We start from the raw sequence: 23639 nt of genomic DNA, 5'->3' as shown, positions 1-23639 counted from the left end.
CACGGCCGGCACGACGGCGCGCCGCAGCGGACACGCCGTCGTACTGCCCTAAACGTGGGGAATTTCCGCGGGGGAGGCCGGCCGGACAGCGCTTTGTGCCGGTTCCTTTGCCGGCAGGAGCTTCAGGCCCGCCGCGCAGCCGACGATCCCGGCGATGAACAGCAGCTTGAGCGGACTGGCCGGTTCGACGCCGGTGGCCATCGCCCAGCCGACCGTCAGTGCGGCGCCGATCCCCACCCAGATGGCGTAGGCGGTGCCGAGCGGAATACGCTTCACGGCCAAGCCGAGCCCCACCATGCTGAGGGTGGCCGTCACGGCGAACACGAGGGTCGGCAACGGGCGGGAGAACCCGTCGGACAGGCCCAGTGCCGTGGCCCAGACTGCCTCCAGCACAGCGGAAGCGAGCAGGATCATCCATGACATTGCAGCGGGTTTCACCATGGTCACGCCACCAGCTTCAGCCCGGCGACGCTCGCGGCAATCCCGCCAAGAAGCAGGATCCGTGCCGCGGTCGGGCGCTCAACTTTGGCGGCTATCGCGTAGCCGGACGTCAGGATGACGCCGACCCCCACCCACACGGCGTAGGCCGTTCCGGTTGGGATGGACTGCATGGCGACGGCGAGCCCGCCGGTGCTGGCGAGGACGGAAACGAGGAAGACGAGGGCCGGGACAAGCCGGCGGCGGCCCCTGGCCTGGGCGGTCCGGTGCAGGGCGGCGGCCCAAACGGCCTCCAGCGCCCCGGAAAGAATGAGTATTAGCCACGACATGACAGCTCCTGTGGCCAGTCTTGTCGCGTGCCGGGTACTGAACCGTCGTCCGGAGGCCTGGAAGAGGGCCTTGGCCTCCAAGTTTAGCAAATCGGCATCAGAGCCCGACGGCGTCGCTGCAGAGAATGAACGTGCGCCCCACGGGGTACTGCGCGCACGGCTCGTTCGGCGCGGTCAGGTCGCCGGCGTCGATATCGGACGCCGCCGACACGATGGCCCGGCCGTCGGCATTGGCCAGGGTGGCCCGGCCGCCGATCCGCCGCAGCGCCGCCATGGCTCCGCGTTCCAGGCGCTGAACTGTCACGTCGATGCCCACGATTCCCGCGACCGGGCCGTCCGGGCGGGTAAACACCGGGTGCGTGAAGGTCAGGACGTACTCGTCGGTGCAGAGGAAATCCACGTAAGGCCCGGTGACGTGGGCCCGTCCTGTTTCCACGGGGATCCGGAACCATTCGGCCTTGACGTAGCGGCTGATGGAGTTGGGACTGAAGTTGGCCAGCGCGTCGACGTGCTCCAGATCCGGGCCCTGCCACCAGGCGATATAGCTGCGCTCGGGCCCGAGCAGCCCGGCGTTGGCGATGAACCCCGCGCCGGCCGCGTAGCCGCCGGGCAGCTGCACCAGTTCCTCGACCACCGGACGGATGAGCTTGTCCACGGCCGTGCCCGTGACTTTGCCGGACATGGCGGCCAGCGCGGCCCCGGTATCAGCGGCCCACTCCGTCAGGCGGTGCTCGATGCCGGCGATGGTGGCGTCGAGTTCGGCTGCGGCCAGCCGGGCCGCCTTCCCAACAGCGCCGGGTTCGGCCGGCGCTGCCATGGACGCTGTGGTGGGGCCTGTGGTGGAGGTGGTTTCGGACATCGGTGCTGCCTTAGCTCGAAGGTGCCGGACATTTGCGGGCAAAAGTTGGCCACGATCGTGGCTCCGGAATGCGGGTGCGGTCAATAGCTTTTGGCCTGCTCGGTCAGCAGCCAGTCGGTGGTGGCGGAGATGAGGGCCTTGACCCCCGTTTCGGCGGCCCCGGGATCGTGGGTCTCGATGGCGGCTGCCACGTCCCCGAGGATCACGGCGGTGCGTCCGCGGTAGCCGGTGTCGGCGCAGGGCAGCAGCGTGAGGGTGCCGAGATCTGCCTGCAGCCGGATGAGCTCGCGGGCAAGCCGGGCCGAGCGGGCAATGGCCGCGACTTCCAGCAGGAACTCCGAGAGGGCCAGACGCCAGCTCAGCGAGTCATCGTCCGCTGCGGGGATGAACGAGCGCAGCGTGGCGATGTCGGCGGCGTCGGAGCGGCGGGCCGCCACGCCCGCGCAGGCCGCGGCGATCGCCTGGTAATGCAGCGCGAGGTCCCTGATCTGCAGCCGGCTCAGCTCATGCAGTTGCGCCAGGGCCCGTTCCCGGGAGGGCAGCACGTCGTCGGCGATGAAGCTTCCGCCGCTGCGGCCGCGCGCGGTCCGGATGATTCCCGAGGCACGCAACTGGGAGAGGGCCTCCCGGGCCGTTACCGCGGACACTCCGAGGGCCGCGGCCAGCTCGGTTTCGTTCGGCAGCCGCTGGCCGCTGGTGAGCAGCCCGGTCTCCACGGCCTGTTCGATCCGGCCGCACACTTCATCCACAAGCCCGCGTGATTTGATCGGCGTGAACACCGCCGCCAGGCTCCGGGAGGCGCCCGTGGGCGACAACACCCTTCGGGCCTCCCTTCCCTCCGGCGGTATCCGCCCCGCCCCGGCCGTGCATCCCTGCGGCTTCCGCGGTGCCGCCGCGCGCCGCCCGGGCTGATGACATCCTAATCCGGGCTTTGCCGGAGGGTCTATACACAAAACCTATGGAGTAATAGCATTTGGCCCAGCAGCCCAGTGTGGACTGGATCACATTCGGCTGCGTGGTTCCTGTGGACGATCCGGCAACGGAGTAAGGCGCACCCCATGACCGAAACACTGGCCGCCGGCACCTCGACCGGAAACGAAGAGGTTCCGGCGATCCGTCTGCGTAAGCTCACCAAGGTCTTCGGGGACACCGTCGCGGTAAATGGCGTGGACCTGGACATCCGCCACGGGGAATTCTTCTCCATGCTTGGCCCGTCCGGCTCCGGCAAGACGACGGTCCTGCGCCTGATCGCCGGCTTCGAGCTGCCGACGTCCGGAACTATCGAACTCGAGGGCAAGGACGTCACGGCCATGGCGCCCTTCCAGCGGGACGTCAACACCGTATTTCAGGACTACGCGCTGTTCCCGCACATGTCCCTGGTGGACAACGTCGCCTATGGGCTGCGGGTGCGCGGCATGCCCGGGAACCAGCGGCGGGAGCGGGCCAGGGAAGCCTTGGACACCGTCCAGCTCGGGAAGTTCCTCGGCCGCAAACCCGCCCAGCTCTCCGGCGGCCAGCGGCAGCGCGTTGCCCTGGCCCGGGCGCTGGTGGTCGAGCCCAAGGTCCTCCTCCTGGACGAGCCGCTCGGTGCCCTGGACCTCAAGCTCCGGCAGCAGATGCAGGTCGAACTCAAGGAACTGCAGCGCTCGCTGGGTATCACCTTCATCTTCGTCACCCACGACCAGGAGGAGGCCCTGACCATGAGCGACAGGATCGGCGTGTTCAACAACGGCGGCATCGAACAGATCGGCACCGCGCACGAAATCTACGAGCGCCCGGGCGGCATCTTCGTGGCCAACTTCGTCGGCACCTCCAACATTTTCGACGCCGGCCAGGCCCAGGCCATCTATGGCCGGCCGGAGCCGCTGTGCATCCGTCCCGAGCGGCTGCGCGTCGCCTGGACCGGCGAACCGGAGCGCCGTTCCGGCACCACCTCCCGGCCCGGGACAGTGACGTCGTTCGTATACGTCGGGCACGCCACCCAGGTGCGGGTGCAGCTCGACGGCGGACCCGCCGTCGTCGCGCTCGTTCCGGAAGAGCTGCCCGGCAGCGACACCGATCTGGTGAACGGGCCCGTCACAGTCAGCTGGGACGACGACGCCGTCGTTTGGCTTCCGGTCCCCCGCACTACCTGACGCCGGGCCATGCCGGGCGGGGTTGCCGTCCGTGCCGCGGCGCAGCGTTCCAGTCCAGAGTTTTTCTCCACAGCGAAAGGTACGGATCATGGCACCAGGAACTAAGGCCTCCCTCGTAGTCGGGGTGGTTGCAGCCGCAGCCCTCGCGCTGTCGGCCTGCGGAACCAGCGGCGGATCGGGTTCTGCACAGTCGGCGCAGCCGGTCAAGACCGAGATCGGCACCGGTGAAGGCCAGGTGTCCATCCTCGGATGGCCCGGCTACGTCGAGGATGGCAGCAACGACCCGGCCGTCGACTGGGTGCATCCGTTCGAACAGGAAACCCAGTGCAAGGTCAGCTTCAAGCCGTTCGGCACCTCGGACGAGGCCGTGACGCTCATGCGCACGGGGCAGTACGACGTCATCTCGGCCTCCGGGGATGCATCGCTGCGCCTGATCGCCGGCCAGGACGTGCAACCGGTCAACATGAGCCTGCTGAAGAACTACCCGGACATCTACCCGTTCCTGAAGGACAAAGCCTGGAACACCGTCAACGGCGTCAACTACGGAATGCCCCACGGCTGGGGCGCCAACCTGCTGATGTACTCCACGGACAAGGTCACCCCGGCGCCCGCCTCCTGGAGCGCGGTGTTTGACGACGCCGCCAAGAACACCGGCAAGGTCACGGCCTACGACTCGCCCATCTACATCGCCGATGCCGCCATGTACCTCATGGCCCATAAGCCGGACCTCGGCATCAAGAACCCCTATGCCCTCGACAAGGACCAGCTGACCGCGGCCGTTGACCTGCTCAAGCAGCAGCGCACGCACATCGGCGAGTACTGGAGCGACGTCGTCAAGGAGGTCCAGGCCTTTACGTCCGGGAGCACCGTGGTCGGCACCACCTGGCAGGTGGGGGCCAACATCGCGACGGCAGACGGCGCCAAGGTCGCAACCCTCGTCCCGGACGAGGGCGCCACCGGCTGGTCGGACACCTGGATGATCGGCTCCAAGACCAAGAACCCGAACTGCGCCTACAAGTGGCTCGACTACATCGCCAGCCCCAAAGCGAACGCCCAGGTGGCGGAATACTTTGGCGAATCGCCGGCCAACGCGAAAGCCTGCGAGCTGACCAAGGATCCCAACCACTGCCAGACGTACCACTCAGGTGATGCGGCCTACGCCGACAAGATCTGGTTCTGGACCACACCAGTGGCCGAGTGCCTCGATGGCCGCAAGGACGTCAAGTGCACCGACTACTCGGAATGGACCAAGGCCTGGACAGAAATCAAGGGCTGATTCCGGCTCTGCCGCACCAAACCCGCAATAACGAGCCGGCCCCGGGGGCCGGCAGAGATTAAGGCGAGATGGCACTTCATACGCAACAGCTGCCGCCCGGGGCGCCCGGTGATGCCGGGGCCGTGCCACGGGCGAAAACCAACGCCTTCTCGGCGTTGCTGCACCGCTCGCCCCGGCTGAGGCTGGCGGCCCTGCTCACCGCCCCGGCTGGCTGGCTGGTGCTGGTGTACATCGCCGCTTTGGCGGCACTGCTTATCACCGCGTTCTGGACCGTGGACACCTTCACCGGGGAGGTGTCCACGGTCTGGACCACGGAAAACATCGTCACGGTCCTGACCGATCCGGTGTATCAGCGGATCACCCTGCGGACATTGTGGATCGCCGTGGCGGTCACCGTGATTGACATGATCCTGGCACTGCCCATCGCGTTCTTCATCGCCAAGGTCGCTCCCGCCCGCTGGGAGAAACTGCTCGTGGTGGCCGTGCTGATGCCGCTGTGGGCAAGCTACCTGGTCAAGGCCTACGCCTGGCGGAATGTCCTGTCCGAGGGTGGGCTGCTGGAGTGGCTGGGGACCCCGATCGGACTGTCCTCGCCGGGCTACGGCGAAACCGCCGTCATCCTGACCCTGTCCTACATCTGGCTGCCGTACATGATCCTGCCGATCTACGCGGGCTTTGACCGGGTGCCCGACTCCCTGCTGGAGGCCTCCGGGGACCTGGGCGCGAAGCCGCTCACCACCATGCGCCTGGTCATGCTTCCGCTGCTGGTCCCCTCCATCATCGCGGGCACGATCTTCACGTTCTCCCTGTCCCTGGGCGACTACATCACTGCGCAGATCGTCGGCGGGACCACCCAGATGCTGGGCACCGTGATTTACGCCAACGTCGGAGCGGCCAACAACCTGCCTTTCGCCGCCGCGGTATCGCTCGTGCCGATCGCCATCATCATGTTCTACCTTTTCGTCGTCCGCCGCACCGGCGCCCTGAACAGCCTGTAGTGCGAGGAGCATCATGAGACTTTCCCGTAGCGCCAAGGTGGTCCTGGGCATTGTCACGGCGCTGGTGTTTTTGTTCATCTACACACCGCTGCTGCTGGTGGTGGTGAACTCGTTCAACGCAGACCGGACTTTCGGCTGGCCGCCCAAGGGCTTCACGCTGGAATGGTGGGGCAAGGCCTTTGACTCGCCCGGCGTCAGGGACGCCGTCGTGTCCTCCCTGTGGGTGGCAGTCGTATCGACCATCATTTCGCTGGTGCTGGGGACGCTGCTGGCGATCTCATTGCAGCGCTATGAGTTCTTCGGCCGTGACGTCATCAACCTCCTGGTCATCCTGCCCATCGCGTTGCCCGGGGTTGTCACGGGCATCGCGCTGAACAACATGTTCACCACTATCCTGGGCGTCCCGCTGAGCCTGTGGACGGTGGTGATCGCCCACGCCACGTTCTGCATGGTGACGGTGTTCAATAACGCCATTGCACGGCTCCGCCGCACCAGCGCCGGCCTCGAGGAAGCCTCTGCCGACCTCGGCGCCGGTGTCTTCACCACGTTCGGCCTGGTGACCTTCCCCCAGCTCCGCTCCGCCCTGCTGGCCGGCGGCCTGCTGGCCTTCGCGCTGAGCTTCGACGAGATCATCGTTACCACGTTCACGATCGGGGCCGGCGAGACCACGCTGCCGATCTGGATCCTGCAAAACCTCTTCCGTCCGAACCAGGCGCCCGTGGTCAATGTCGTGGCGGTCGTGCTGATCGTGGTCTCGATCGTCCCGATCTGGCTCGCGCAGCGGCTGTCCGGGGACTCGGTGCGTGTCAGCGGCGCCCGGGTGTAGGCGGACAGCGCTATACGGTGCCCGGTTCCGCAGGGTCGATCGAGATGACAGCCAGGAATCCGCGGCCCAGGATTTCCGGCGTCGCGGTATCGGCGCCGACGACGGCGTCGTAACGGTTCAGCTCGACGCGCTCCGGCGCGGGGGCGACGGCGGCCGGCCCGGTGGGAAGGCTGCCGGCAGTCCCGGGGCTGACGGTTCCCTGCCCCTGCAGGAGGATGCCGATTTGGCCTGCGAACACCGGATGGGCACGTTTCTTGGACAGCTCGATGATCGAGGTGTAGCCCTTGAAGGCGCCGTTGCGGGTGATGACGTTCAGATCCCGGATGTCGCCGGTGGGCAGTGCCCCCGCCGAGTCCGCGTCGCCGGAGAACCGGAACGGCCGGTACTTCTCCAGCGGGTGCTCGGCCCCGTCCACGCTCAGCAGCAGCAAGTCGCCGTCAATCACTGTCAGTACACGGTCCATCCCGGTGTAGGCGGAGAAGGGGCCCGCCTTGGAGACTTCGGCAATGCTGACGCGCCAGTCCCAGGCGTTGTCCTGCCCTGTATCTCGCGGGCCGGTCTGCAGGGCGGTCTGCATGGACGTGGTCCGTGGGTGGCGCGCCACTTCGCGCGTCACCCCGCCGCCGTTGCGCCAGGGGTGGGCTTTGAGCTCGGCATACCGGATGATCTCCATGGCCTCAGCCTATCGGCCCGTTTCCGGGGGCGGCGCCTGCGCCGACGCGGCCGGGACGCCGCCGGGGGCTGCGCACGTCCGTGCCGACGCAAAGTCGGCGGCGGGGGCCCGGCCTTGCTAACGTCGGAGGCAGGAAGCGCCCAGAAGGAGCCCGAATGTTTGTCAAAGTGTGCGGCCTGAGCACCCCGGATGCGGTCCGCGTCGCGGCCGGCGCCGGCGCGGACGCCGTCGGCTTCGTCCTGACCCGCAGCCCCCGGGAGGTCACGCCGGAACAGGTCCGGAACCTCCTCGTCCACGTCCCGGACGGGGTGCCCGCGGTGGGGGTGTTCCGGCACGAACCGGCCGCCGACGCCGTCGCCGTCGCCCGTGAGGCGGCCCTGGTCTGGATCCAGCTCCACGGGGACCGCTCACCCGCCGACGTCCGGACAGTGCACGACGCCGGGATGAAACTGATCAGGGCCGTCACCATGGCCGCCGCGCCGGAGGCCTTCAGCGACTGGGGCGAGGATTTGCTCCTGATCGACGCCGCCGTGCCAGGCTCAGGCGAGGCCTGGGACTACGGCTCGGTCCGGGCCAAGGCCCTGACCGGACGCAAGTGGCTGCTGGCCGGCGGTCTCGATCCTGCCAACGTGGCCCGGGCAGCGGCGGAGGCCGGGGCGTGGGGTGTCGATGTGTCCTCCGGCGTCGAGTCGGCGCGCGGCATCAAGGACTTGGCCAAGATCGGGGATTTCGTGCGGGCGGCCAAGGCGCCTGGATGAGGCTGGGCCGCCCGCGGACCATCTGAAGGCTAGGAGCGTTTGATGACGACGTCATCGATGTATTCGTCGCCCTTTTGCCGGTTGTGCTCGGCCCCGAGCTGTACTTTGCTCAGGCTGCTCCCGAGCATTTGGACGCTCGAGCTGCTGTAGCGCTGCACGCCGTCGAACCATACCTGGATTGTTGACGAATTGCCGTTGGCGGTCACCCGCATGGACACATGGTGCCAGGCGCTCAGAGAGATGCTGCTGGAGACCAGCTTCGTGTAGACAAAGGTGCCACTCGGTGACGTGACCCGGAGCCACAGCTGCCCGTTGCTGTTGTAGCGGTAGATGTCCGCGACTCGGGTGGAGCCGGAGAAGAAACGGAAGTACGGGACGTCATTGCCGGAAACGCCGGCAACGGTGATATTGAACCAGCCGTCTGCGTACGAGGTCTTGGTCCCCGAGGAAAAAGCCGGGGAGGAGAGGTTTGCGAGCGAGCCGGAATCCGTGGTCACGTGCAGCTTGGCTGCATTCGTCCCGGTATGGGGCCGTGAGCTGGATATCGTTGCGGTGCCGGTGCCGGCCACCTGGGGGACGAGGGTGCAAAACCCGCCCTTCTCGAAACTGGTGGCGACTACAGCGGTGCCCGGATAGGAATTTGTCGGGATGGTACCGCAGACTGGGTCCGTTGCGGCCGTAGCTGCCGGGGCGGAACCGAAGACAAGGGACCCGGCTACGAGGATTCCGAGCGTCCCCACCATGCTGAGTGTTCTAAGTTTTCTCATTGAATTACTTTCCGTGTTGGTTCGACTTGTTAATGTGAGTTCGTGCCGGGGCACCGTACGGCCGGCTTCTGTCATACCAGCTGCGCCAGATGCACCAACTGCACGACCGCCGCGACGCCGACTATGGCCAGCAGGGCCGCCGTGGCTATCACCACGGCGCGCGGGAGTGCCTTGTCCGGCTGCAACACGCGGAGCACATCGCAGCTCATGAGTGCCGTCATTGTGGCCAGTCCTGTCAGGAAAATGATCATTTCGCACGCACCAGAGCCCGCTGTGGCCTCTTGAGCTCAACGCCCAGGAAAGCGAGGGTCATGATCGACAGGATGCATACGCCCGCTGGCGGTGACCACAACCGCGCATAGATCATCGCCGTCGCCACGAGGGTGGACATCGTGAGGCTGAAGGCAATTGCGATGGCAATGCTCAGGGGGAGCGCGCCAGCGGCATGGGCCGAACGCGGGGGGGCGAAGCGGAGGAGCAGCACCAGCGCCGTTCCAGGGCCGGCCAGCATCAGCAGGCCGATCACCGCCAGGCGCAGGCCCTCGGGGCCGACAAACGAGAGCGGTATGGCTGCCAGGGCGACGGTTGCCGTCGCATAGCTCACGTAGCTGCGTTCAGTTGCCATTGCTAACTCCTTTGATGTGGAAAATCACGCCGCCTGCGTTTTCATAGATTTTCGTCCAGCCCGGACTCGTGGCGCAGGTGGCGGTAAAACGTTGAAGATCGCCGACTGGAGTCGAACCGCGAAGTTCGGCCGCCTCCCGCTGGCTTTCGGTAACGATGAGGTACGCGCCCGCTTTGTGGGCGATCTGGTTGGCCGCGTCACAGCTGAGCGGCGCGGCGTTGGGAATGGGCTCGGCAGCAAGGAGCGCCCGGTAGTCATAGTCCGCGTAGTGCTGATATCTCCACGGGGTGTTGCGCACTGCCTCAATGAGGACGGCGCCGGTGGGAGCAGTCGAGTAGAGGCGGTTCACTAAGGCGATTTCGTCGTTGTTGAAGCTCTCCATCCCGTCATTCCCGTATCGGGATACGACCGTGGCCGTAGCCAGTACCGCACCCATGAGCAGCAGCCCAAGGGCTCGGCGCACGTTCAGCCCGGAATTACTCTCAGACATCAGTGGCAGCACCGCCAGACAGACAGCAAACGGAAGGCTGAAGAGGTACAAGCGCAGAAGTAGCTCGCCGCCATATGGCTGGAGCGGAATCAGCACCAGCGGCGCCAGCGCTGCGGCCGCGGCGGCCAACCACGGTACCTTCCGCCGGTAGCCCACTATGGCGCCGGCAACGGCGAGAATCCAGACTAGGGCGACCTCGGCGATGCGCGTGTAGACAACCAGCACATGGGCGTCGCTGCCTGAGACCCTGGTGCTCAGCGCACCGACGCTGTTCGCACCAATGTCACCAATGGAGCCAATCAGTTGGCCGAAGTGCCCCGCCAAGAATGTTGAGGCCGCAAAGAGCAGCCAGCCTACCGGCAGGACCACGGCCAGGACGGGCAAGAAGCGCAGCCGGAGATGACCGGTCAGCAGAAGCGCAGCCAAGATGGGGATCACGGCGAAGGGGCTGAGCTGATGTGAAGCCGTCATTGCAAGCAGGAACAGCCCGCAGACCACCACAAGCACCGCGGTGTCTGTCGGGATCGGTTCCACGGCGCCGTAACCGGGCACCGAGCTGTCGAGCTTCCTGACATTGCGGGTAAGCCACCGGGAGAACCTGGTGCGCTCCGTGGGCCAGGCCCATCCGCCGAAGACGCTAAGCAGGCAGGCGACCAGGGTGAGAAGGAGCACGAACGAATGCGCCTGCGGCGACAGATAGTCCTGTCCAATCCAGCTGGCCAGGTAGAAGATCCAGACAGCCGCCCATGCCTGGCGCGGATTTGCCGTCAACCGCCGGGCCAAGGCCAGCAGCGGCGCGAGCAAGAGGAAGTTGATCCCCATCGGCGCCCAAGTTGCGATGCCAAACAGGTCCTTCACCCCGGTGGCTCCGGAGAACATTCCCAGCATGCTGAAGAATCCGGGCCAGTCAAAGTACGCGTCCAGGGTCGGATCTAGCTGGCCCGATTGGGCAATGGTGTCGGCAATGCCGAGATGTCGGAAGCTGGCCTCGAGTCGGGGCAGGCCATGGATGATGGGGTCAGCTCCCGCGAGGATTACTACTGTCACCAGAAGCTGCCACGTCAAAAGTACCGGGACCAAACGGCGGAGGCTTAACGAACCGACAAATGCGGCCAGGCTGAGCCCGAGCGCCACGAAATAGGCCGGGGGGAGGACGCCAATGAGTCCGGCCCCGCCGATCAGAAGGGGATCGACCTGGGTCATGCTCCAGACGCCGAGGGCGAGTGCGGCCGCGGCCGCTGCGGCCAGGGCACCGATGTGCCACGACGGCGTCAGCCCGAGGTTGCGGTGAGTGGGCGGTTTGACACCGCCGACGTGCGCATGGGCGTGCGCGTCATGCCGATGGCCGGTGTGCACGGGGAGGCTAGTTGCCGTTTCGTGTGTCATCTTCTCTCGATTCAGGTCGGCTGGTGTCGCGCTGAAGGAATCTCGCTTGCGGTGGCCGCGGGTTTCACTCGGGTCAGGGTGAACAGCCGCCAAGCGGCAATCAACGAAGCTGTTGCTTGGGCGACGGCCCAGAGGACGGAGACTCCGGTGAGGCCATATTGCTGGGCCACGGCCGCGGCGGGTGCCACGACCAGGACGGCAGCTAAAGTGGCGACGATAGTAGATTCGAAAAGCCGCCCTTGGGCCCGGCACAGCCCGTAGTAGACCTGTGTCACGCAACTCAGGAGGAGTGCCGGGACGAGTACAGGGATGAGGACCCACGCGGACGCGTACTGCGGCCCGAGGAAGCCCAGAACCAAGGGGCCGGCCAGCATCAGTATCAGCCCTGCCACGAGCGTCAGCAGGAAGCTGGCGCGCAACGCGGAGGCGAGGAGGCCCGGCCGCGCCCGCGTTCCCGCGAGTGCCGTTTGCAGGGTAAACCCGGCGGACTGCGGCACGAAGAACACCGCGGAGGCCATCATCCACACCACGTACCAAGCGGCAGTCGGCGCCGGGCCCAGGGTAGCTGCAACGATGAGCGGGAGCAGGTAGCCGGGCGCGCGGTCGGCGAGCGTGAGGGCGTGGTTGGGAAGCCCCGGCTTCAGGAGATTTAGGGCCGGACGAAGCCGGACGCCATGCTTCCAGTCGGGGGACACGTGGGCCCGGGCCAGCTGGCGCAGCCCTACGAGGACGCTGGCCAAGGCGCCGGCGGCAACGGCGCCCACAATCACCGCAAGGTCACGGAGTCCAACGGCCAACACGGCAGCCAGGAAGAGGAGCTGCACGAGGGACTGTGCGAGGCTTCTGACCAGCGTGCGGTCGGCCCGTTCCTGGGCTACGCCCACGTGGTCGAGCTGGTAGGCGCTGGCGGCGAGCAGCGCCGTGGCCAGGAAAAGAACGGTGACCAGGGGGTCGGCCCAGGCGTCGCCCACGCCCGTGCCGAGCCACGAGGTGACGGCAACCAGCAGGCCCGCGCCCAGTACGGAACACGTTGCCACGGTAAGCAGGCCGGTGGCGATGAGGCGCCGGCCGCCGTCAGTTTCCGCGGGCAGCAGTGTCAGCGTGGCGGGCCCGACGCCGAGCATCCCCAGCTGCACGGTCAGGAGCGCAGCTGCGACCACCGCGGACCCAAGACCTATTTGCTCCGGCGGGAGCACGAGGGCCGCGAGTGCCCAGAACAGGAAGCCCGTCACCATGGGGGCGATCCTCGCGGCGGCCAGCCAGGCCGCGTTCCCGCCGACCGAGATTTGTTTGTGTGCCGGCCGCAGGAGCTCGCCGGCCATGGCGCGATAGTTGTAGAGCAGAAAGCCCATCCAGTACGGCAGGAAGCGGGGTGCGCGGACCAGAGACAGGCCCACGCCCCGCACAGTGGCCAGGAAGGGCAGCATCACCAGCCAGCCGGCGCGGCCTGTGTGCTTGCGGACGGTCCGGGCCATCCCGGCCCCATCCTGGAGCCACTGGTCGCGGGCGTAGTCGAACGTATCGTCGAACCGGTGCCTGACCACAACGGAATCGGAGACGCCGAGCCGGTACCCTGCCTGCTCCAGACGGATCCTCAGTTCCACATCTTCGCCGGAGCGGAAGTCGTCGTCGAACCCGACATCTAGCAGTACGTCGCGGCGCATCAGCGTGGCGCTGACGCCAAACCACTTGCGCACCCGGCTGTGATTATGGTGCCAGGCCAACGCAGCACCCCAGTAACCGGGGCCATCGGCTTCACTGGCCAGCCCGAATTGCAGGCCGTCATAACCACCGGCCTCGAATTCGGTCAGCAGCCGGGGCAGACTGTTCGACGGAAGGACGACGTCAGCGTCGATCAGTGCCACTACTTCACCGGTGGCGCTCCGGGCGCCGAGCATCCGTGCGGCAGGCAGGCCGCGTCCCTCATCGGAGATGACAGTTGCGCCGCAGTCGCGGGCGATTTCGGCAGTGTCATCCGTCGAGCAGCCATCGACCACGATCATTTCGTACGGGTGTTGGCTGCGGATCGACTCCAAACACTCGCCCAGCCAGGCTGCGGCATTGCGCGCCGGAACGACAACCGACACCTTCAGATCGCTCACGTGGCCTCGCCTCACTCGTCCAGTTTTGAACGAACCAGATTCGCGATGAAGTCAGAGGCCTGGTCCGCTGACCAGGCGGCGGGCAGCCGGAGCAGCCAGCAGGGAACGTCCTCCAGGGCCCGGCGCACCACGGCCGCCTTCTGGCCAAAATGCTCCTCCAGGGGGACGAGGCTGGTGGCGCCGAGGGCCTCGACAAGGCGCCGCGAGACCATTGGCAGTTCCGAATGGAAGTTGCCGACGACCCGGGACGTCATCCACTCGGCGCTGCGTGCCTCCAGCCGCGCGTCCGCGCCGTCGAAGCGCTCGAGGAAGATGGCCAGCTGTGCCGGCGCCGCGGAGGAGATCCGCTGCGCCCCGAAAACGTGCTCCGGCTGCACCATGCGGTGTTCGGGGGACCAGCGCCGGGTGAACGCGGCTGTTTTCGGATAGCGGACAATGACCGGATGGACCGCCGTTGCCAGATTGGCGACGGGCGTCGTCAGCCATCCTGGGGCCAGGGGCTTGCGCGTTCCCCGGAACATGTCCGGGTAGATGGCGCGGTGGTGGGGCTTTATGAACATCGGTTTGGCATAGCCCATGAGCATTCCGCCGGCGCCCATGAAGGCCCAGTCGTCGGCCATGAACCGAACGTCGGGCATGGCCACCAGCTTCGCCACCGTACTGGTCTTTCCAACCCCGCCCCAGGCCGGCAGGAGAACCCCCGAGCCGCGGAAGTCCACCACGGCGGCATGGATCATCGCCGTCTCCTCCCGGACGCACAGCCGGTCCAGCAGCGGAATCACAGAGGTCAGGAGCTCGCCGGCGCCTTCGATCCTGTAGCCGTCCTTCGTTTCGATGATCTGGACGCGGTCCGCCGGAATATAGAGGGACTCCCCGGTGAACCGGTAGGCATCCTCCGCGTGCGACTGGCTGGAAACCGGCGATATCTTGGCACCGATGGTGATGCGCCGCGGCGCGGTGGACATCCCCAGGAACGGGGCGAGCATGTCCCTCAGTTGCGGTTCCCCCGGCGTTCCCGCCTCCACGTCGATGCCCACGATCCCGTGGACATCGAAGGAGGCTCCGGTAGAGGCGCCAATGGGCTGTTTCACGTCGCGCTCAGGTTGGCTCATGATCCAAGCTTTCTGGGGTCGGGTTCCTGCGGTCAGGTGGTTCCGGGTGCAGGGCCTGCCCCGGACGGTTTACGGGGAAGGGCGTTGCGCGGTTCATTTGACTTCCCGCCACGGCTCTTCCGGCGACACCGCGGCCGCTTTGGCCGGCGATGGCGCCGCAGGCAGGCGGCGGCCGCGCACGTAGCCGGTCGCGGTGGACGCCAGCACGGCGATGATGGCCGCTGCCCGGCCGAGCCCGGCACGGTCCCCGCCGCCGAGCCAGCCGCGGATTCCGGCAAACACTGCACGTGGGAGGACCTGCCGGACGTAGCGCCGTTCGGGGCCAAGCGCCCGTTTGTGGCCGACCACCCTGCTGACCTGCGCCTTGGAAATCCCTTCGCCCCAGGAACGGGCCAGCATGTAGCGCAGCGTGCCGCGCTCGGCCGGAACGTGGTGATGCACCAGGGCCGCCGGCTCATAGACCACCCGGGATCCGGGAGCTCCGATCACCGCGCGGATGCACAGTTCGGTCTCTTCGCAGCCCAGCGGGACGGCGTCCTGGCGGCCCAGGGCTGTGTTGAAACCGCCAACCCTTTCCAGGACATTGGCGCGGAAGGACATGTTCGCGCCAATGACGTTGCGGACCTCAGTGGCGACTTTGGGCATGCCGCGGTACGTGCAGCCGACAATCCAGTCGAGTTCGCTGGCGAAGTGGCCCGGCCGTCCTGCCTCCCAGAGAGGTTCCACCCGACCTCCGACAGCCAGAACGTCGGGGTCGTCGTACATCGCCGCGAGCCGCTCGAGCCAGTCCGGTTCGGCTTCGGCATCGTCATCGAGGAAGGCCACGATCTCTGCCTTGGCGATGCCCGCCCCGGTGTTGCGCGCGCCGGAGAGACCTTTGGGTCCGCTGTTCTCGACGATTACGGCGTCCGGGACGGTAAAGATCAGGCGCTTGTACAAGTCCACGTTGTAGTCCACGACGACAATCGTCTGCTTGGGCGGGACGGTCTGGGTGCGGACCGAGTCCAGGGCGCCGATCAGCCGGTCCCACCGGTCCTCGGAGTAGGAGCAGATGACCACGGATACTTCCGGAAGGCTGGAGTTCTCGGACATCCTATTCGCCTGCCCGTACGCCCAGGACGCTGCTGGGATCGGTGGGAACGTGCGGGAAGACCTCGTTGGGGTATTTGTATTTGACCCGACGCAGGGCTTCGGGGCGGGCGCCGGCGGTCGGGGCTTCCCAGCTGACGCGCTCGCGGGCGAGGGTGCGGAGGACCCGCCAGCCGTCCCGGAAGGTATGCAGGTTTGACTGCCCGGAGATGCGTGACAGTTCGTGGCTGGGTACCTCGGCAATGCGCAGGCCCGCCCTTGAGGCCCGGACAATCAGTTCAGTTTCGATCTCGAACCCGTCCGACTCCAGCTCCAGAATGTCAACGCATTCGCGGCGCAGGGCGATGTAGCCGTAGCAAAGGTCCGAGTAGTCGCTGTGGAGGACAGTGTTGGCGAGCCGGGTGAGCATCTTGTTTCCGCCGCTGCGCAGCCATGTGAGGTCGTCTGAGCCGCCGCCCGTCACATAGCGGGAGCCTTTGACGAAGTCGTATTCGTGCTGGAGCGGAGTCACCAGCCAGCCGATCTCCTGGGGGTCCATACTGCCGTCGCCGTCGAGCATGACGATGATGTCGCCGGAGGCAGCGGCGAATCCGGCCCGCACGGCGTTTCCTTTGCCAGGGCGGGGCTCTGCAACCACCACGACGTCCAGGCGCAAGGCCCTGGCCACTTCCACTGTGCCGTCCAGGGAACGGCCGTCAACAATTACTACCTCATCCACATAGGAGGGCATACGCCGCAGCACCCACGGCAGATTCATTGCCTCGTTCAATGTGGGGATCACCACGCTGACCGAGGGATTTGCCGGTGGGGGCGTCGTTTGGGGGCGCACGTTCGGCTTGAGATTCGGGATGGACACTGGCCTCACCACTCAATGACGTATTCTGCTCGTCGCAACTACAGCGCTTTCCGACTCCTCCGACCGGAAAATAGACCCAATGCTTACGCTGTTCGGTTGTCGACAACTTAGTGATATACCCCAGGCTTAAAGTTTGGTTTCGCCACCTTGCATTAACCTTGGATTAACTGGATCTTTCAACCAAATTTGAGGCAAAACTGTTGATGGGCGGTTGCCTACATGCGACACTGGCCCGATGCGGACACCCGTTAATTGGGGGCGCGTGCCGGCAGGACGCCGGCGTCTCCTGACTCTCATGACCATGGCGGTTCCCGCCATGGTCATGGTCTTGGCCCTGGCGGCGTGCGGCACGGATGCCGCTCCACGGGGCGAGCGGCCGCTGTTCACGTCCATTTCGGCGTCGCCGGCCGGACCGTCAGGCGCCCCGGGCGCCGGCACCACGGACTCTGGCTCCGCTTCGGGGGCACCGATGGGAGTCCCGGAGGGTGGTGACGCTACAGGGGCCGCCCCGGCAACGAAGAGTCCGCCGGCACTCCAATCCGCACCTGGCTCGGCCCCGATTCCGGTCCGGACCACGGACACGACTATGACGGGTGACCTGCCCGGGTGGAAGCAGGTTTTTGTCGAGGACTTCTCCGCTGGCGACGTCCCGCTGGGCCGATTCCCGGGCCCGCTTTACAGCGCACGGTGGAGTGCCGGCTACAAGGACGGGACTCCGGACACTGCCGGCCAACGCAGCGGCGGCAAGTCCGGCTACTACCCGTCCAAGGTGCTTAGCGTCCGCAACGGCTCGCTGGATTGGTACCTGCACTCGGAAAACGGGATCTCGATGGGGGCCGCGCCGACGCCCAAGATCCCCAACGCCAGCTCCAATCCACCGCGTGCCAATAGCCTCCTCCACGGCCGGTACTCGGTCCGCTACCGGGCTGATGCACTGCCCGGGTTCAAAACGGCATGGCTACTGTGGCCGGACAGCGGCGTCTGGCCCCGGGACGGCGAGGTGGACTTCCCCGAAGGAGACCTGGCCAAAATTATTTACGGCGCCGTCCACTATGACCGGAACGGCAAGGATGCTTGGGAGAAGCTCGACTCCGACCAATACGTCACTTCGTGGCATGTGGCCACGATGGAATGGAGCCCGGGGAAGGTCGAGTTCTTCCTTGACGGGCGGTCCCTGGGCGTCAGCACTAAGGCCCCGACGTCGCCCATGCACCTGATCCTGCAGACTGAGTCCTGCCTCACCGGCTGTCCGGCCCCGGCGGCCCAGGGGCACGTCTTGCTGGATTGGATCAGCATCTGGGTGCCGGCTTGAGGCGTTAGGAAGCGGACGTAGTCGGAAGGCCGGCGGGTCACCGGCCTTCCGGCTCCTGGCGGCGAATCACTACCGGCGGAGGGTAAAGGAATCCGAGAAGCTGTAGCCGTCGGCGGGAATGAACCGGGCGGCAAGTTCATCCGCCGTCGCCATGACATCCAGGGTCCCAAAAGCCGGGTCCTGGTTCCTCCCGGATGTGCTGGCGAAGTAGCGCATCTCCGGGTCCTCGGACCGGACGTTGTAGAGTCCGACGCCGCCAACGCCGATGGTGGCGAACACGGTCCCCGAGCCCTGGGCCATGGCGTCATCGGTATCGGCCAGGCATGCGGAGGCGAAGGTCGCGGGAACGAGTTCCGCGCAGCCTCCGCCCGTGGCCAGTTGATGCGTCCGCTGATAGACGTGGTCGTGGCCGGACAGGACCAGGTCCACCTGCTTTTCGATCAGCATGTTCGTGAAGTCCTGCCCCGCCTGGCAGTCGTAGTTGCCGACGCTCAGGCACGGGGTATGCATGCCCACCACCGTCCAGGGGATGTTCTGCGATTTGGCCTCGTCGATGGCGTCCGCGGTCCAGCGCCAGCGTTCGCTGTCCCTTGAGTAGTCCAGCGGCTCCCCGCCCCGGAAATCGATGCCGGGGGAAACCATGATGAAGCGGACAACCGGATTCTGCTCGGGGACATCGAGGCGCCATTGGACGCCGTATTCGCCCTGGAGGCCAGGCATCCTGTTGGGCAGGCACCGGACATACTTCTCGATGTCGCCATCCCGGCCGTCACTCTCGTGGTTTCCGGTCACCAACTGGTACGGGAAGTTCTCGCCGAGACGCGCGGTGACCATGTCGCAGAACTCCTGTTCGAGCCCGGCCTTGTATGCGAAGTCGCCCAGGGCCAGGTTCAGGTGGGGATTGAGGCCGGCAACGGCGTCGAGCACTTTCTTGGCGCCCGAGCCTACGCCGATGTCACCCTGGGCGGTGAAGTGCACGGGCCCCCCGGCCGACGGCGCGGCAGACGACGACGGCGGTGGGGGCGACGGCACGGGGGACGAGGGTGTGCCGGGGCTCGGGCGCGGTGCGGGTTCCGGCGGACCGGGCTGGCAGGCGGAAAGCAACAGACCCAGGCTCAGCAAGCAAGCGCAGATACCCGCCTTGCCACGTTTCCCCAGGGACCTGGCCACGATTCCTCACATCATTTGGTTGATCAGGACTGTGTGAATAGTTCTGCGAAATTCGGTGATTGCCCGGCATTTATAGGCCAGAGTAACCCGCCCGTGGAGCGAAGGCCAGAGAACGCGTCGGCCCCGGACCGCTGGATCCGCCGCCGGAAATCCCGCCGCCGCCGCGCGACGCAGCCGCCCGGCGTGGCCGCTGGCGTGTCGCGTGCCGCGTGTCCCGCCTCAGGGCCGGTGGGACCTAGCCCGGGACGGGCTTCCTCGTTAGCATGCAGAGTGGGGAATACCCCGACCGCCCCGGCGGGACAGGCCCGCCACCGCTCGAAGGAGACCGTTGTGACTCTGCCCGAAGGTTTGACCCCCGGAGTGTGGACATTGGACATGTCCCACAGCGAAATAGGTTTCAGCGTCCGCCACGCGGGCATCAGCAAGGTCCGCGGCCGGTTCAACGAGGCCTCCGCCGAGGCAAGGGTGCGCGAGTCGCTGGCGGACGCAAGCCTGCACGCCACGGTCAAGACCGCCAGCTTCGATTCGGGCGACGCCAACCGCGACGGCCACGTCCGCGGCCCGGACTTCTTCGACGTTGAGCAGTTCCCCGACATGACTTTTCGGGCCACCGGGATCCGGGGTGAGGGGGAAGACTATGTGCTGACCGGCGAGCTCACAATCCGTGGCGTCACCAAGCCGGTGGAGCTCGAAGTCGAGTACACCGGCGTAGCGGTGGACCCCTTCGGCGCCACCCGGGCCGGATTCAGTGCCGAGGCGGACATCAGCCGGAAGGAGTTCGGCCTGACGTGGAACGCCGCCCTTGAAGCGGGCGGCCTGCTGGTCAGCGACAAGGTCAAGATCAACGTTGAGGCCGCCATGGTCAAACAGGCCGATACCTAAGCACCGACGAGGCGGGCCCAACCCGGCCGGGCACCCGTGGACCGGGCTCGTGGAAACCTGTCCGGGGTTGGGCGCGAAAGTCAGGGATCTTTCCGGGTAAACCACTGATCCGAATGTCACTCCTACGGGCGAGAATTAATCCATGAAGACACTCTTGAACATCATCTGGCTGCTCTTCGGCGGCCTGTGGCTTGCCTTGGGATATTTCCTGGCCGGCGTCGTCTGCTGCCTGCTGGTCGTCACCATTCCGTGGGGCCTGGCCTCGTTCCGCATCGCGTCCTATGCCTTGTGGCCGTTCGGCCGAATGGTGGTGGACAAGCCCGGCGGCAACGGCATATTCACCCTGGTGGGAAATGTCATCTGGCTGCTTGTGGCCGGGATCTGGATCGCGATCGCACACGTCGTTACGGCCTTCGCCATGGCCATCACGATTATCGGCATTCCGCTGGCGATCGCCAATCTCAAGCTCATACCCATCTCGCTGATGCCGCTCGGCAAACAAATCATCCCGAGCAACACCCCGTATGTGACCGCCTACAGCCCCGGCCGGCGCTAGGCGGCGGCAGCGCAGCCAGCAGGCCGGGGCACTTCGCCCGTCAGTTCAAGCAATCCGAAGGAGAGGACCATGAGCCAACCGGCATCCGGCGACACGGACCTCATGCTGGTCATTGTCCGCGAGTTCAGGGCGCCGATCCAGGGTGTGTGGTCGGCTCTGACGGACCCGGACCAGGCTCCGCAGTGGTGGGGTCCGCGCGGCTTCCACGTCCCGCGCGAGAGCGTCGACGCGGACCTCGAAGTTGGCGGCCTGTACCGCGCCTGCATGATCCAGGACAGTACCGGGCAGCAATTCTGGTGGAGCGGGGTGCATACCGATGTCGAGCCGCCGCACCTGTTCGTGTTCACCCATGCCTGGGACAGGCCGGACGGCACCCGCGGCTTCGAGACCGAGGTGACGATCCGGTTGGAGGAGATCGACGGCGGCACGCAGATGACCTTCACCCAGGGGCCGTTCGACTCCGCGGAAAGCCGCGACCGCCATGGGGAAGGGTGGCGCGAGTCCTTCGACCGGCTGGCGAATCACCTCAGCGTGGCTGCCTGAGCCGCCGGCCTCCGGCGGGAGGCCGGGACACGGCTCACGCGAGTTCGCCCTGCAGGTTCCGGCGGGCCGCGTCCAGCCACAGTGTCCGGCCACGGTCGGTGTGGAAGAGCGGATCGAGCTGCAGCAGCTGGCGGACGACGGCGGCGCGGCCGGCGGCGAAGTCGGCGTCGCCGATGTGGGCGAAATCTTCCCTCACGGCGGCGAGGTAGCGGGCGTAGGCCTCCGGTTCCCCTCCGAGGACGGAGAGGTCGGCGTCGCTGAGCAGGGCGCCGTCGTCGTCTCCGGGCTCCGGGCAGTGGTCGGCCGTCAGCAGCACCAGCCGCACCACTTCGTCCACCTCGGCGGCCGGGAGACCGGCATGCCTGAGCCGGTCGTCGGCCAGCCGCGCCGACTCTTCCTCGTCCTGGCCCGCAACGCCGCGGTACACGGCGTCGTGGAACCAGGCGGCCAGCAGCACGGTGCGGGGCGGATCGGCCGGATCGCACAGCAGGTCCAGGGCTTCCAGCACCGCCAGCAGATGGGTGCGGCCATGGTACTTCCGGTGTTCCTCGCCCCAGCGGTCCAGCAGGTCCAGGAAGAGGGCGTCGTGGCCCGGCAACGCCTCGTTCCAGCGGTTCAGGAGCGGGACCCGGAGGGCCTTGCCGCGCCGTCGTGCCGGGATCCGCAACCCGCTGGCGATCAGCTTTCGGACGAGGACCCGGCCCTCCACAGCAATGGCGCCGGCCGCCACCAGGGCCTCGTACCGGGCCTCGGCGACGTCGTAGTGGTCGCCGTCGAACGCTCGCCCGGGGATGCCGGCGGCTGCGGCGAAGGCGTGCAGTTCCGCCAGCGACGTGTCCGAGACCAGGTGGGAAAAGTGGGTTCCGTGGGCAGGCCAGAGTGGCGGATCGACGTAGACGGCCATGGTGGCAGTCTAGCCCCGACCCCGGACACGCGCGGCCCGGACTGCGGGCACCGGGCCGGCGCCGCCGTCGGGGTCATGCCGCGACGGCGGGTCGGATGTTCTGGTTGCCGCGGAACACGTTCCCGGGATCAAACTCGCGTTTCACTTCTGCCAGCCGGTTGTAGTTTTCGTCGCCGTAGGCCGCGCGGATCCGGGCCTGGCCTTCGTCGCCGATGAAGTTCAGCCAGACGCCCCCGGTCGCGTAGGGGGAGATGTCCTTGCGGAAGCGTTTGACCCATGCCTTCGCGTCCTGCCCGCCCTGCGGGGTGTCGCCCAGGCCGAACGGGTGACTCACCCAGTTGGCGGTCCGGTTCAGCAGCGGGGTGGCCGCGGCGGCCGGCCCGTTCACCGCCCCGCCCCAATGGGCGATCAGTTGCTGGGAGCTTGGTCCCGGGAGGTTCCGGGCCGAGTCGATGATGACGTCCAGGGCGTCGTCGGAGAGATCGTCGTGATAGTCCGCGCTCCAGTAGTTGTACTTGCCCGGCGGGTCGTCCAGGGAGCACTGGAAGTCCGCGTAGCCGGTATCTTCCACCAGGTCCACAACAGGGCCCAGTTCCCGGTATGCCTTGGCATGTTCTTTGCCTTCCCCGGCATCCCCGGCGAAGACATACACGACGTACACCGCCATCTTGCCCACCATGGCCGCGGGCACGAAGGGTTCCGCCGGTGCAATCCCGTAGATGAGGGTGGCGGACTCTTCGTTGGGAGCCGCGGAGGCCAGATCCCGGTATCCGCGGCTGAGTTCCGGGGCTGCGTCCCCGGGCCACATCAGCACCCCGGCATGCACGCTTGGCCCCAGCTGATGTAGGCCGAACGTAAACGAGGTGGCGACGCCGAAGTTCCCGCCGCCGCCGTGCAGGGCCCAGAAGAGTTCGGGATTCTCCTGGGCGCTGGCCGTCACCTGCTCGCCGGTGGCGGTGACCAGATCCACGGAGACGAGGTCGTCGCAGGCGAAGCCGAAGGCGCGCTCGAGCCAGCCGGACCCACCCCCGAGCGTGAAACCCGCGAGCCCGGTCGTGGAGACCCGCCCGCCCGTGATGGCGAGGCCGTACTCCTGGGTGGCTCGGTCAAACTCGCCGCAGGTAAGGCCCGCGCCCACCGTGGCAGTGCGGGCCTCCGGGTCCACCCGCACGGATTTCATCGGACGAACGTCGATCACGAGGCCGCCGTCGTTCATGGACATGCCGGCTACGGAATGGCCGCCGGCCCGGACGGCGACTTCGAAGCCGTGTGTCCGCGCGTACGCCAACGCCTCCGCCACCCCTTCCGGGTTGGCGCACGGGGCAATGACGGCCGGATGGCGGTCGATCATCGCGTTGAAGAGTCTTCGTGTTTCGTCGTACTCCGGGTGACCCGGCCTGACCCACCTCATGGCAGTGCTCCCTCGGTGACCGCGGCTCCGCCCCACTTTTCGAGCTTACGACTGCACGCCAGTTGTGGCTACGGCTCATTGCTTGGCCGTCCACGCACCGCCGGCGCGTTAGCCGCGGACACCTGTCCGCCGACCGGGTGTT

The 23639-nt window shown here is 66.8% G+C and carries 25 protein-coding genes and 1 riboswitch; of the genes, 9 read left to right on the top strand and 16 right to left on the bottom strand.

Annotated features, from left to right (window positions below):
• Positions 1-48: 48 nt before the first annotated feature.
• The 4 genes from AC1DRO_RS11425 to AC1DRO_RS11410 all read right to left on the bottom strand — a co-directional run bounded on the left by AC1DRO_RS11425 (position 49) and on the right by AC1DRO_RS11410 (position 2444).
• Positions 49-441: a DMT family transporter gene (locus tag AC1DRO_RS11425; RefSeq protein WP_476950906.1), complete on the bottom strand. Its 393-nt coding sequence runs from the start codon at positions 439-441 to the stop codon at positions 49-51.
• 2 nt (positions 442-443) lie between these two features.
• Positions 444-767, bottom strand: coding sequence for a DMT family transporter (locus AC1DRO_RS11420; RefSeq protein ID WP_476950883.1), 324 nt, complete (start codon positions 765-767; stop codon positions 444-446).
• A gap of 9 nt (positions 768-776) precedes the next feature.
• Positions 777-841, bottom strand: a riboswitch (guanidine-III (ykkC-III) riboswitch).
• Positions 842-864: 23 nt separating this feature from the next.
• Positions 865-1626 carry a cache domain-containing protein gene (locus tag AC1DRO_RS11415; RefSeq protein ID WP_476950882.1) on the bottom strand — a complete coding sequence of 254 codons (762 nt, stop codon included), beginning with the start codon at positions 1624-1626 and terminating at the stop codon, positions 865-867.
• A gap of 80 nt (positions 1627-1706) precedes the next feature.
• Positions 1707-2444: a FadR/GntR family transcriptional regulator gene (locus AC1DRO_RS11410; protein ID WP_476950881.1), complete on the bottom strand. Its 738-nt coding sequence runs from the start codon at positions 2442-2444 to the stop codon at positions 1707-1709.
• A 240-nt stretch (positions 2445-2684) separates the two neighbouring features.
• Here AC1DRO_RS11410 and AC1DRO_RS11405 point away from each other — a divergent pair, with 240 nt between their 5' ends.
• The 4 genes from AC1DRO_RS11405 (at position 2685) to AC1DRO_RS11390 (ending at position 6861) form a co-directional block, all read left to right on the top strand.
• Positions 2685-3761 carry an ABC transporter ATP-binding protein gene (locus tag AC1DRO_RS11405; RefSeq protein ID WP_476950880.1) on the top strand — a complete coding sequence of 359 codons (1077 nt, stop codon included), beginning with the start codon at positions 2685-2687 and terminating at the stop codon, positions 3759-3761.
• An 88-nt stretch (positions 3762-3849) separates the two neighbouring features.
• Complete coding sequence (locus AC1DRO_RS11400) at positions 3850-5037, top strand: ABC transporter substrate-binding protein (protein ID WP_043434485.1); 1188 nt, start codon at positions 3850-3852, stop codon at positions 5035-5037.
• A gap of 68 nt (positions 5038-5105) precedes the next feature.
• The gene (locus AC1DRO_RS11395; RefSeq protein ID WP_223917155.1) at positions 5106-6035 is read left to right on the top strand and encodes an ABC transporter permease; all 930 of its coding nucleotides are present in this window, start codon (positions 5106-5108) and stop codon (positions 6033-6035) included.
• Between the two features lie 13 nt (positions 6036-6048).
• Positions 6049-6861 carry an ABC transporter permease gene (locus AC1DRO_RS11390; RefSeq protein ID WP_243180628.1) on the top strand — a complete coding sequence of 271 codons (813 nt, stop codon included), beginning with the start codon at positions 6049-6051 and terminating at the stop codon, positions 6859-6861.
• Between the two features lie 10 nt (positions 6862-6871).
• Here the strand turns inward: AC1DRO_RS11390 and AC1DRO_RS11385 are convergent, their stop codons facing one another.
• A complete protein-coding gene (locus AC1DRO_RS11385; RefSeq protein WP_476950879.1) occupies positions 6872-7534 on the bottom strand; it encodes a HutD/Ves family protein in 663 nt (220 codons plus the stop codon).
• A gap of 155 nt (positions 7535-7689) precedes the next feature.
• On the opposite strand from AC1DRO_RS11385, the gene AC1DRO_RS11380 reads away from it, so the two are divergent.
• On the top strand, positions 7690-8292 hold the full coding sequence (locus AC1DRO_RS11380; RefSeq protein ID WP_476950878.1) for a phosphoribosylanthranilate isomerase: 603 nt from the start codon (positions 7690-7692) through the stop codon (positions 8290-8292).
• 29 nt (positions 8293-8321) lie between these two features.
• Here AC1DRO_RS11380 and AC1DRO_RS11375 read toward each other — a convergent pair whose 3' ends face one another.
• From AC1DRO_RS11375 to AC1DRO_RS11340, 8 genes are all read right to left on the bottom strand, one after another.
• A complete protein-coding gene (locus AC1DRO_RS11375; protein WP_476950877.1) occupies positions 8322-9059 on the bottom strand; it encodes a hypothetical protein in 738 nt (245 codons plus the stop codon).
• A 71-nt stretch (positions 9060-9130) separates the two neighbouring features.
• Positions 9131-9280, bottom strand: coding sequence for a hypothetical protein (locus AC1DRO_RS11370; RefSeq protein ID WP_476950876.1), 150 nt, complete (start codon positions 9278-9280; stop codon positions 9131-9133).
• A gap of 26 nt (positions 9281-9306) precedes the next feature.
• A complete protein-coding gene (locus AC1DRO_RS11365) occupies positions 9307-9684 on the bottom strand; it encodes a hypothetical protein (protein ID WP_476950875.1) in 378 nt (125 codons plus the stop codon).
• The gene (locus tag AC1DRO_RS11360; protein WP_476950874.1) at positions 9674-11560 is read right to left on the bottom strand and encodes a hypothetical protein; all 1887 of its coding nucleotides are present in this window, start codon (positions 11558-11560) and stop codon (positions 9674-9676) included. Before AC1DRO_RS11360 ends, AC1DRO_RS11365 begins: the two co-directional genes overlap by 11 nt.
• An 11-nt stretch (positions 11561-11571) precedes the next feature.
• Positions 11572-13662 (bottom strand): glycosyltransferase, encoded by a 2091-nt coding sequence (locus AC1DRO_RS11355; RefSeq protein WP_476950873.1) that lies wholly within the window; start codon positions 13660-13662, stop codon positions 11572-11574.
• Between the two features lie 11 nt (positions 13663-13673).
• A complete protein-coding gene (locus tag AC1DRO_RS11350; RefSeq protein ID WP_476950872.1) occupies positions 13674-14774 on the bottom strand; it encodes a hypothetical protein in 1101 nt (366 codons plus the stop codon).
• Between the two features lie 93 nt (positions 14775-14867).
• Entirely contained in the window at positions 14868-15866 is a 999-nt protein-coding gene (locus AC1DRO_RS11345; RefSeq protein WP_476950871.1) for a glycosyltransferase family 2 protein, read from the bottom strand.
• Between the two features lies 1 nt (position 15867).
• The gene (locus AC1DRO_RS11340; protein ID WP_243180637.1) at positions 15868-16719 is read right to left on the bottom strand and encodes a glycosyltransferase family 2 protein; all 852 of its coding nucleotides are present in this window, start codon (positions 16717-16719) and stop codon (positions 15868-15870) included.
• 586 nt (positions 16720-17305) lie between these two features.
• Between AC1DRO_RS11340 and AC1DRO_RS11335 the strand changes: the two genes are divergently transcribed.
• Positions 17306-18031, top strand: a complete 726-nt coding sequence (locus tag AC1DRO_RS11335) for a glycoside hydrolase family 16 protein (RefSeq protein ID WP_476950870.1) — start codon at positions 17306-17308, stop codon at positions 18029-18031.
• 69 nt (positions 18032-18100) lie between these two features.
• Here the strand turns inward: AC1DRO_RS11335 and AC1DRO_RS11330 are convergent, their stop codons facing one another.
• Positions 18101-19063: a metallophosphoesterase gene (locus tag AC1DRO_RS11330; protein ID WP_476950869.1), complete on the bottom strand. Its 963-nt coding sequence runs from the start codon at positions 19061-19063 to the stop codon at positions 18101-18103.
• A gap of 468 nt (positions 19064-19531) precedes the next feature.
• Between AC1DRO_RS11330 and AC1DRO_RS11325 the strand changes: the two genes are divergently transcribed.
• From AC1DRO_RS11325 to AC1DRO_RS11315, 3 genes are all read left to right on the top strand, one after another.
• On the top strand, positions 19532-20083 hold the full coding sequence (locus tag AC1DRO_RS11325; protein ID WP_028275465.1) for a YceI family protein: 552 nt from the start codon (positions 19532-19534) through the stop codon (positions 20081-20083).
• Between the two features lie 142 nt (positions 20084-20225).
• Positions 20226-20639 (top strand): YccF domain-containing protein, encoded by a 414-nt coding sequence (locus tag AC1DRO_RS11320; protein WP_028275466.1) that lies wholly within the window; start codon positions 20226-20228, stop codon positions 20637-20639.
• A 69-nt stretch (positions 20640-20708) separates the two neighbouring features.
• Positions 20709-21182, top strand: a complete 474-nt coding sequence (locus tag AC1DRO_RS11315) for an SRPBCC family protein (RefSeq protein WP_476950868.1) — start codon at positions 20709-20711, stop codon at positions 21180-21182.
• 34 nt (positions 21183-21216) lie between these two features.
• Here the strand turns inward: AC1DRO_RS11315 and AC1DRO_RS11310 are convergent, their stop codons facing one another.
• Positions 21217-22086 carry a DUF4031 domain-containing protein gene (locus AC1DRO_RS11310; RefSeq protein WP_476950867.1) on the bottom strand — a complete coding sequence of 290 codons (870 nt, stop codon included), beginning with the start codon at positions 22084-22086 and terminating at the stop codon, positions 21217-21219.
• Positions 22087-22159: 73 nt separating this feature from the next.
• Positions 22160-23497 (bottom strand): FAD-binding oxidoreductase, encoded by a 1338-nt coding sequence (locus AC1DRO_RS11305; protein WP_476950866.1) that lies wholly within the window; start codon positions 23495-23497, stop codon positions 22160-22162.
• Positions 23498-23639 lie beyond the last annotated feature (142 nt).

The sequence above is a fragment of the Arthrobacter sp. P4_F11 genome (genome assembly GCF_056401395.1).
The sequence above is the reverse complement of the archived record's forward strand: the minus strand, read 5'-3'. Positions and strand labels throughout refer to the sequence as shown.

Bases quoted from the DNA above. Each gene is read 5' to 3' on its own strand.
- AC1DRO_RS11390 (WP_243180628.1), top strand. From the start codon at position 6,049: ATGAGACTTTCCCGTAGCGCCAAGGTGGTCCTGGGCATTGTCACGGCG.
- AC1DRO_RS11335 (WP_476950870.1), top strand. From the start codon at position 17,306: ATGACGGGTGACCTGCCCGGGTGGAAGCAGGTTTTTGTCGAGGACTTC.
- AC1DRO_RS11360 (WP_476950874.1), bottom strand. From the start codon at position 11,560: ATGACACACGAAACGGCAACTAGCCTCCCCGTGCACACCGGCCATCGG.
- AC1DRO_RS11395 (WP_223917155.1), top strand. From the start codon at position 5,106: ATGGCACTTCATACGCAACAGCTGCCGCCCGGGGCGCCCGGTGATGCC.
- AC1DRO_RS11380 (WP_476950878.1), top strand. From the start codon at position 7,690: ATGTTTGTCAAAGTGTGCGGCCTGAGCACCCCGGATGCGGTCCGCGTC.
- AC1DRO_RS11365 (WP_476950875.1), bottom strand. From the start codon at position 9,684: ATGGCAACTGAACGCAGCTACGTGAGCTATGCGACGGCAACCGTCGCC.
- AC1DRO_RS11350 (WP_476950872.1), bottom strand. From the start codon at position 14,774: ATGAGCCAACCTGAGCGCGACGTGAAACAGCCCATTGGCGCCTCTACC.
- AC1DRO_RS11320 (WP_028275466.1), top strand. From the start codon at position 20,226: ATGAAGACACTCTTGAACATCATCTGGCTGCTCTTCGGCGGCCTGTGG.
- AC1DRO_RS11305 (WP_476950866.1), bottom strand. From the start codon at position 23,497: ATGAGGTGGGTCAGGCCGGGTCACCCGGAGTACGACGAAACACGAAGA.
- AC1DRO_RS11375 (WP_476950877.1), bottom strand. From the start codon at position 9,059: ATGAGAAAACTTAGAACACTCAGCATGGTGGGGACGCTCGGAATCCTC.
- AC1DRO_RS11425 (WP_476950906.1), bottom strand. From the start codon at position 441: ATGGTGAAACCCGCTGCAATGTCATGGATGATCCTGCTCGCTTCCGCT.
- AC1DRO_RS11415 (WP_476950882.1), bottom strand. From the start codon at position 1,626: ATGTCCGAAACCACCTCCACCACAGGCCCCACCACAGCGTCCATGGCA.
- AC1DRO_RS11345 (WP_476950871.1), bottom strand. From the start codon at position 15,866: ATGTCCGAGAACTCCAGCCTTCCGGAAGTATCCGTGGTCATCTGCTCC.
- AC1DRO_RS11420 (WP_476950883.1), bottom strand. From the start codon at position 767: ATGTCGTGGCTAATACTCATTCTTTCCGGGGCGCTGGAGGCCGTTTGG.
- AC1DRO_RS11385 (WP_476950879.1), bottom strand. From the start codon at position 7,534: ATGGAGATCATCCGGTATGCCGAGCTCAAAGCCCACCCCTGGCGCAAC.
- AC1DRO_RS11315 (WP_476950868.1), top strand. From the start codon at position 20,709: ATGAGCCAACCGGCATCCGGCGACACGGACCTCATGCTGGTCATTGTC.
- AC1DRO_RS11400 (WP_043434485.1), top strand. From the start codon at position 3,850: ATGGCACCAGGAACTAAGGCCTCCCTCGTAGTCGGGGTGGTTGCAGCC.
- AC1DRO_RS11405 (WP_476950880.1), top strand. From the start codon at position 2,685: ATGACCGAAACACTGGCCGCCGGCACCTCGACCGGAAACGAAGAGGTT.
- AC1DRO_RS11370 (WP_476950876.1), bottom strand. From the start codon at position 9,280: ATGACGGCACTCATGAGCTGCGATGTGCTCCGCGTGTTGCAGCCGGAC.
- AC1DRO_RS11310 (WP_476950867.1), bottom strand. From the start codon at position 22,086: ATGGCCGTCTACGTCGATCCGCCACTCTGGCCTGCCCACGGAACCCAC.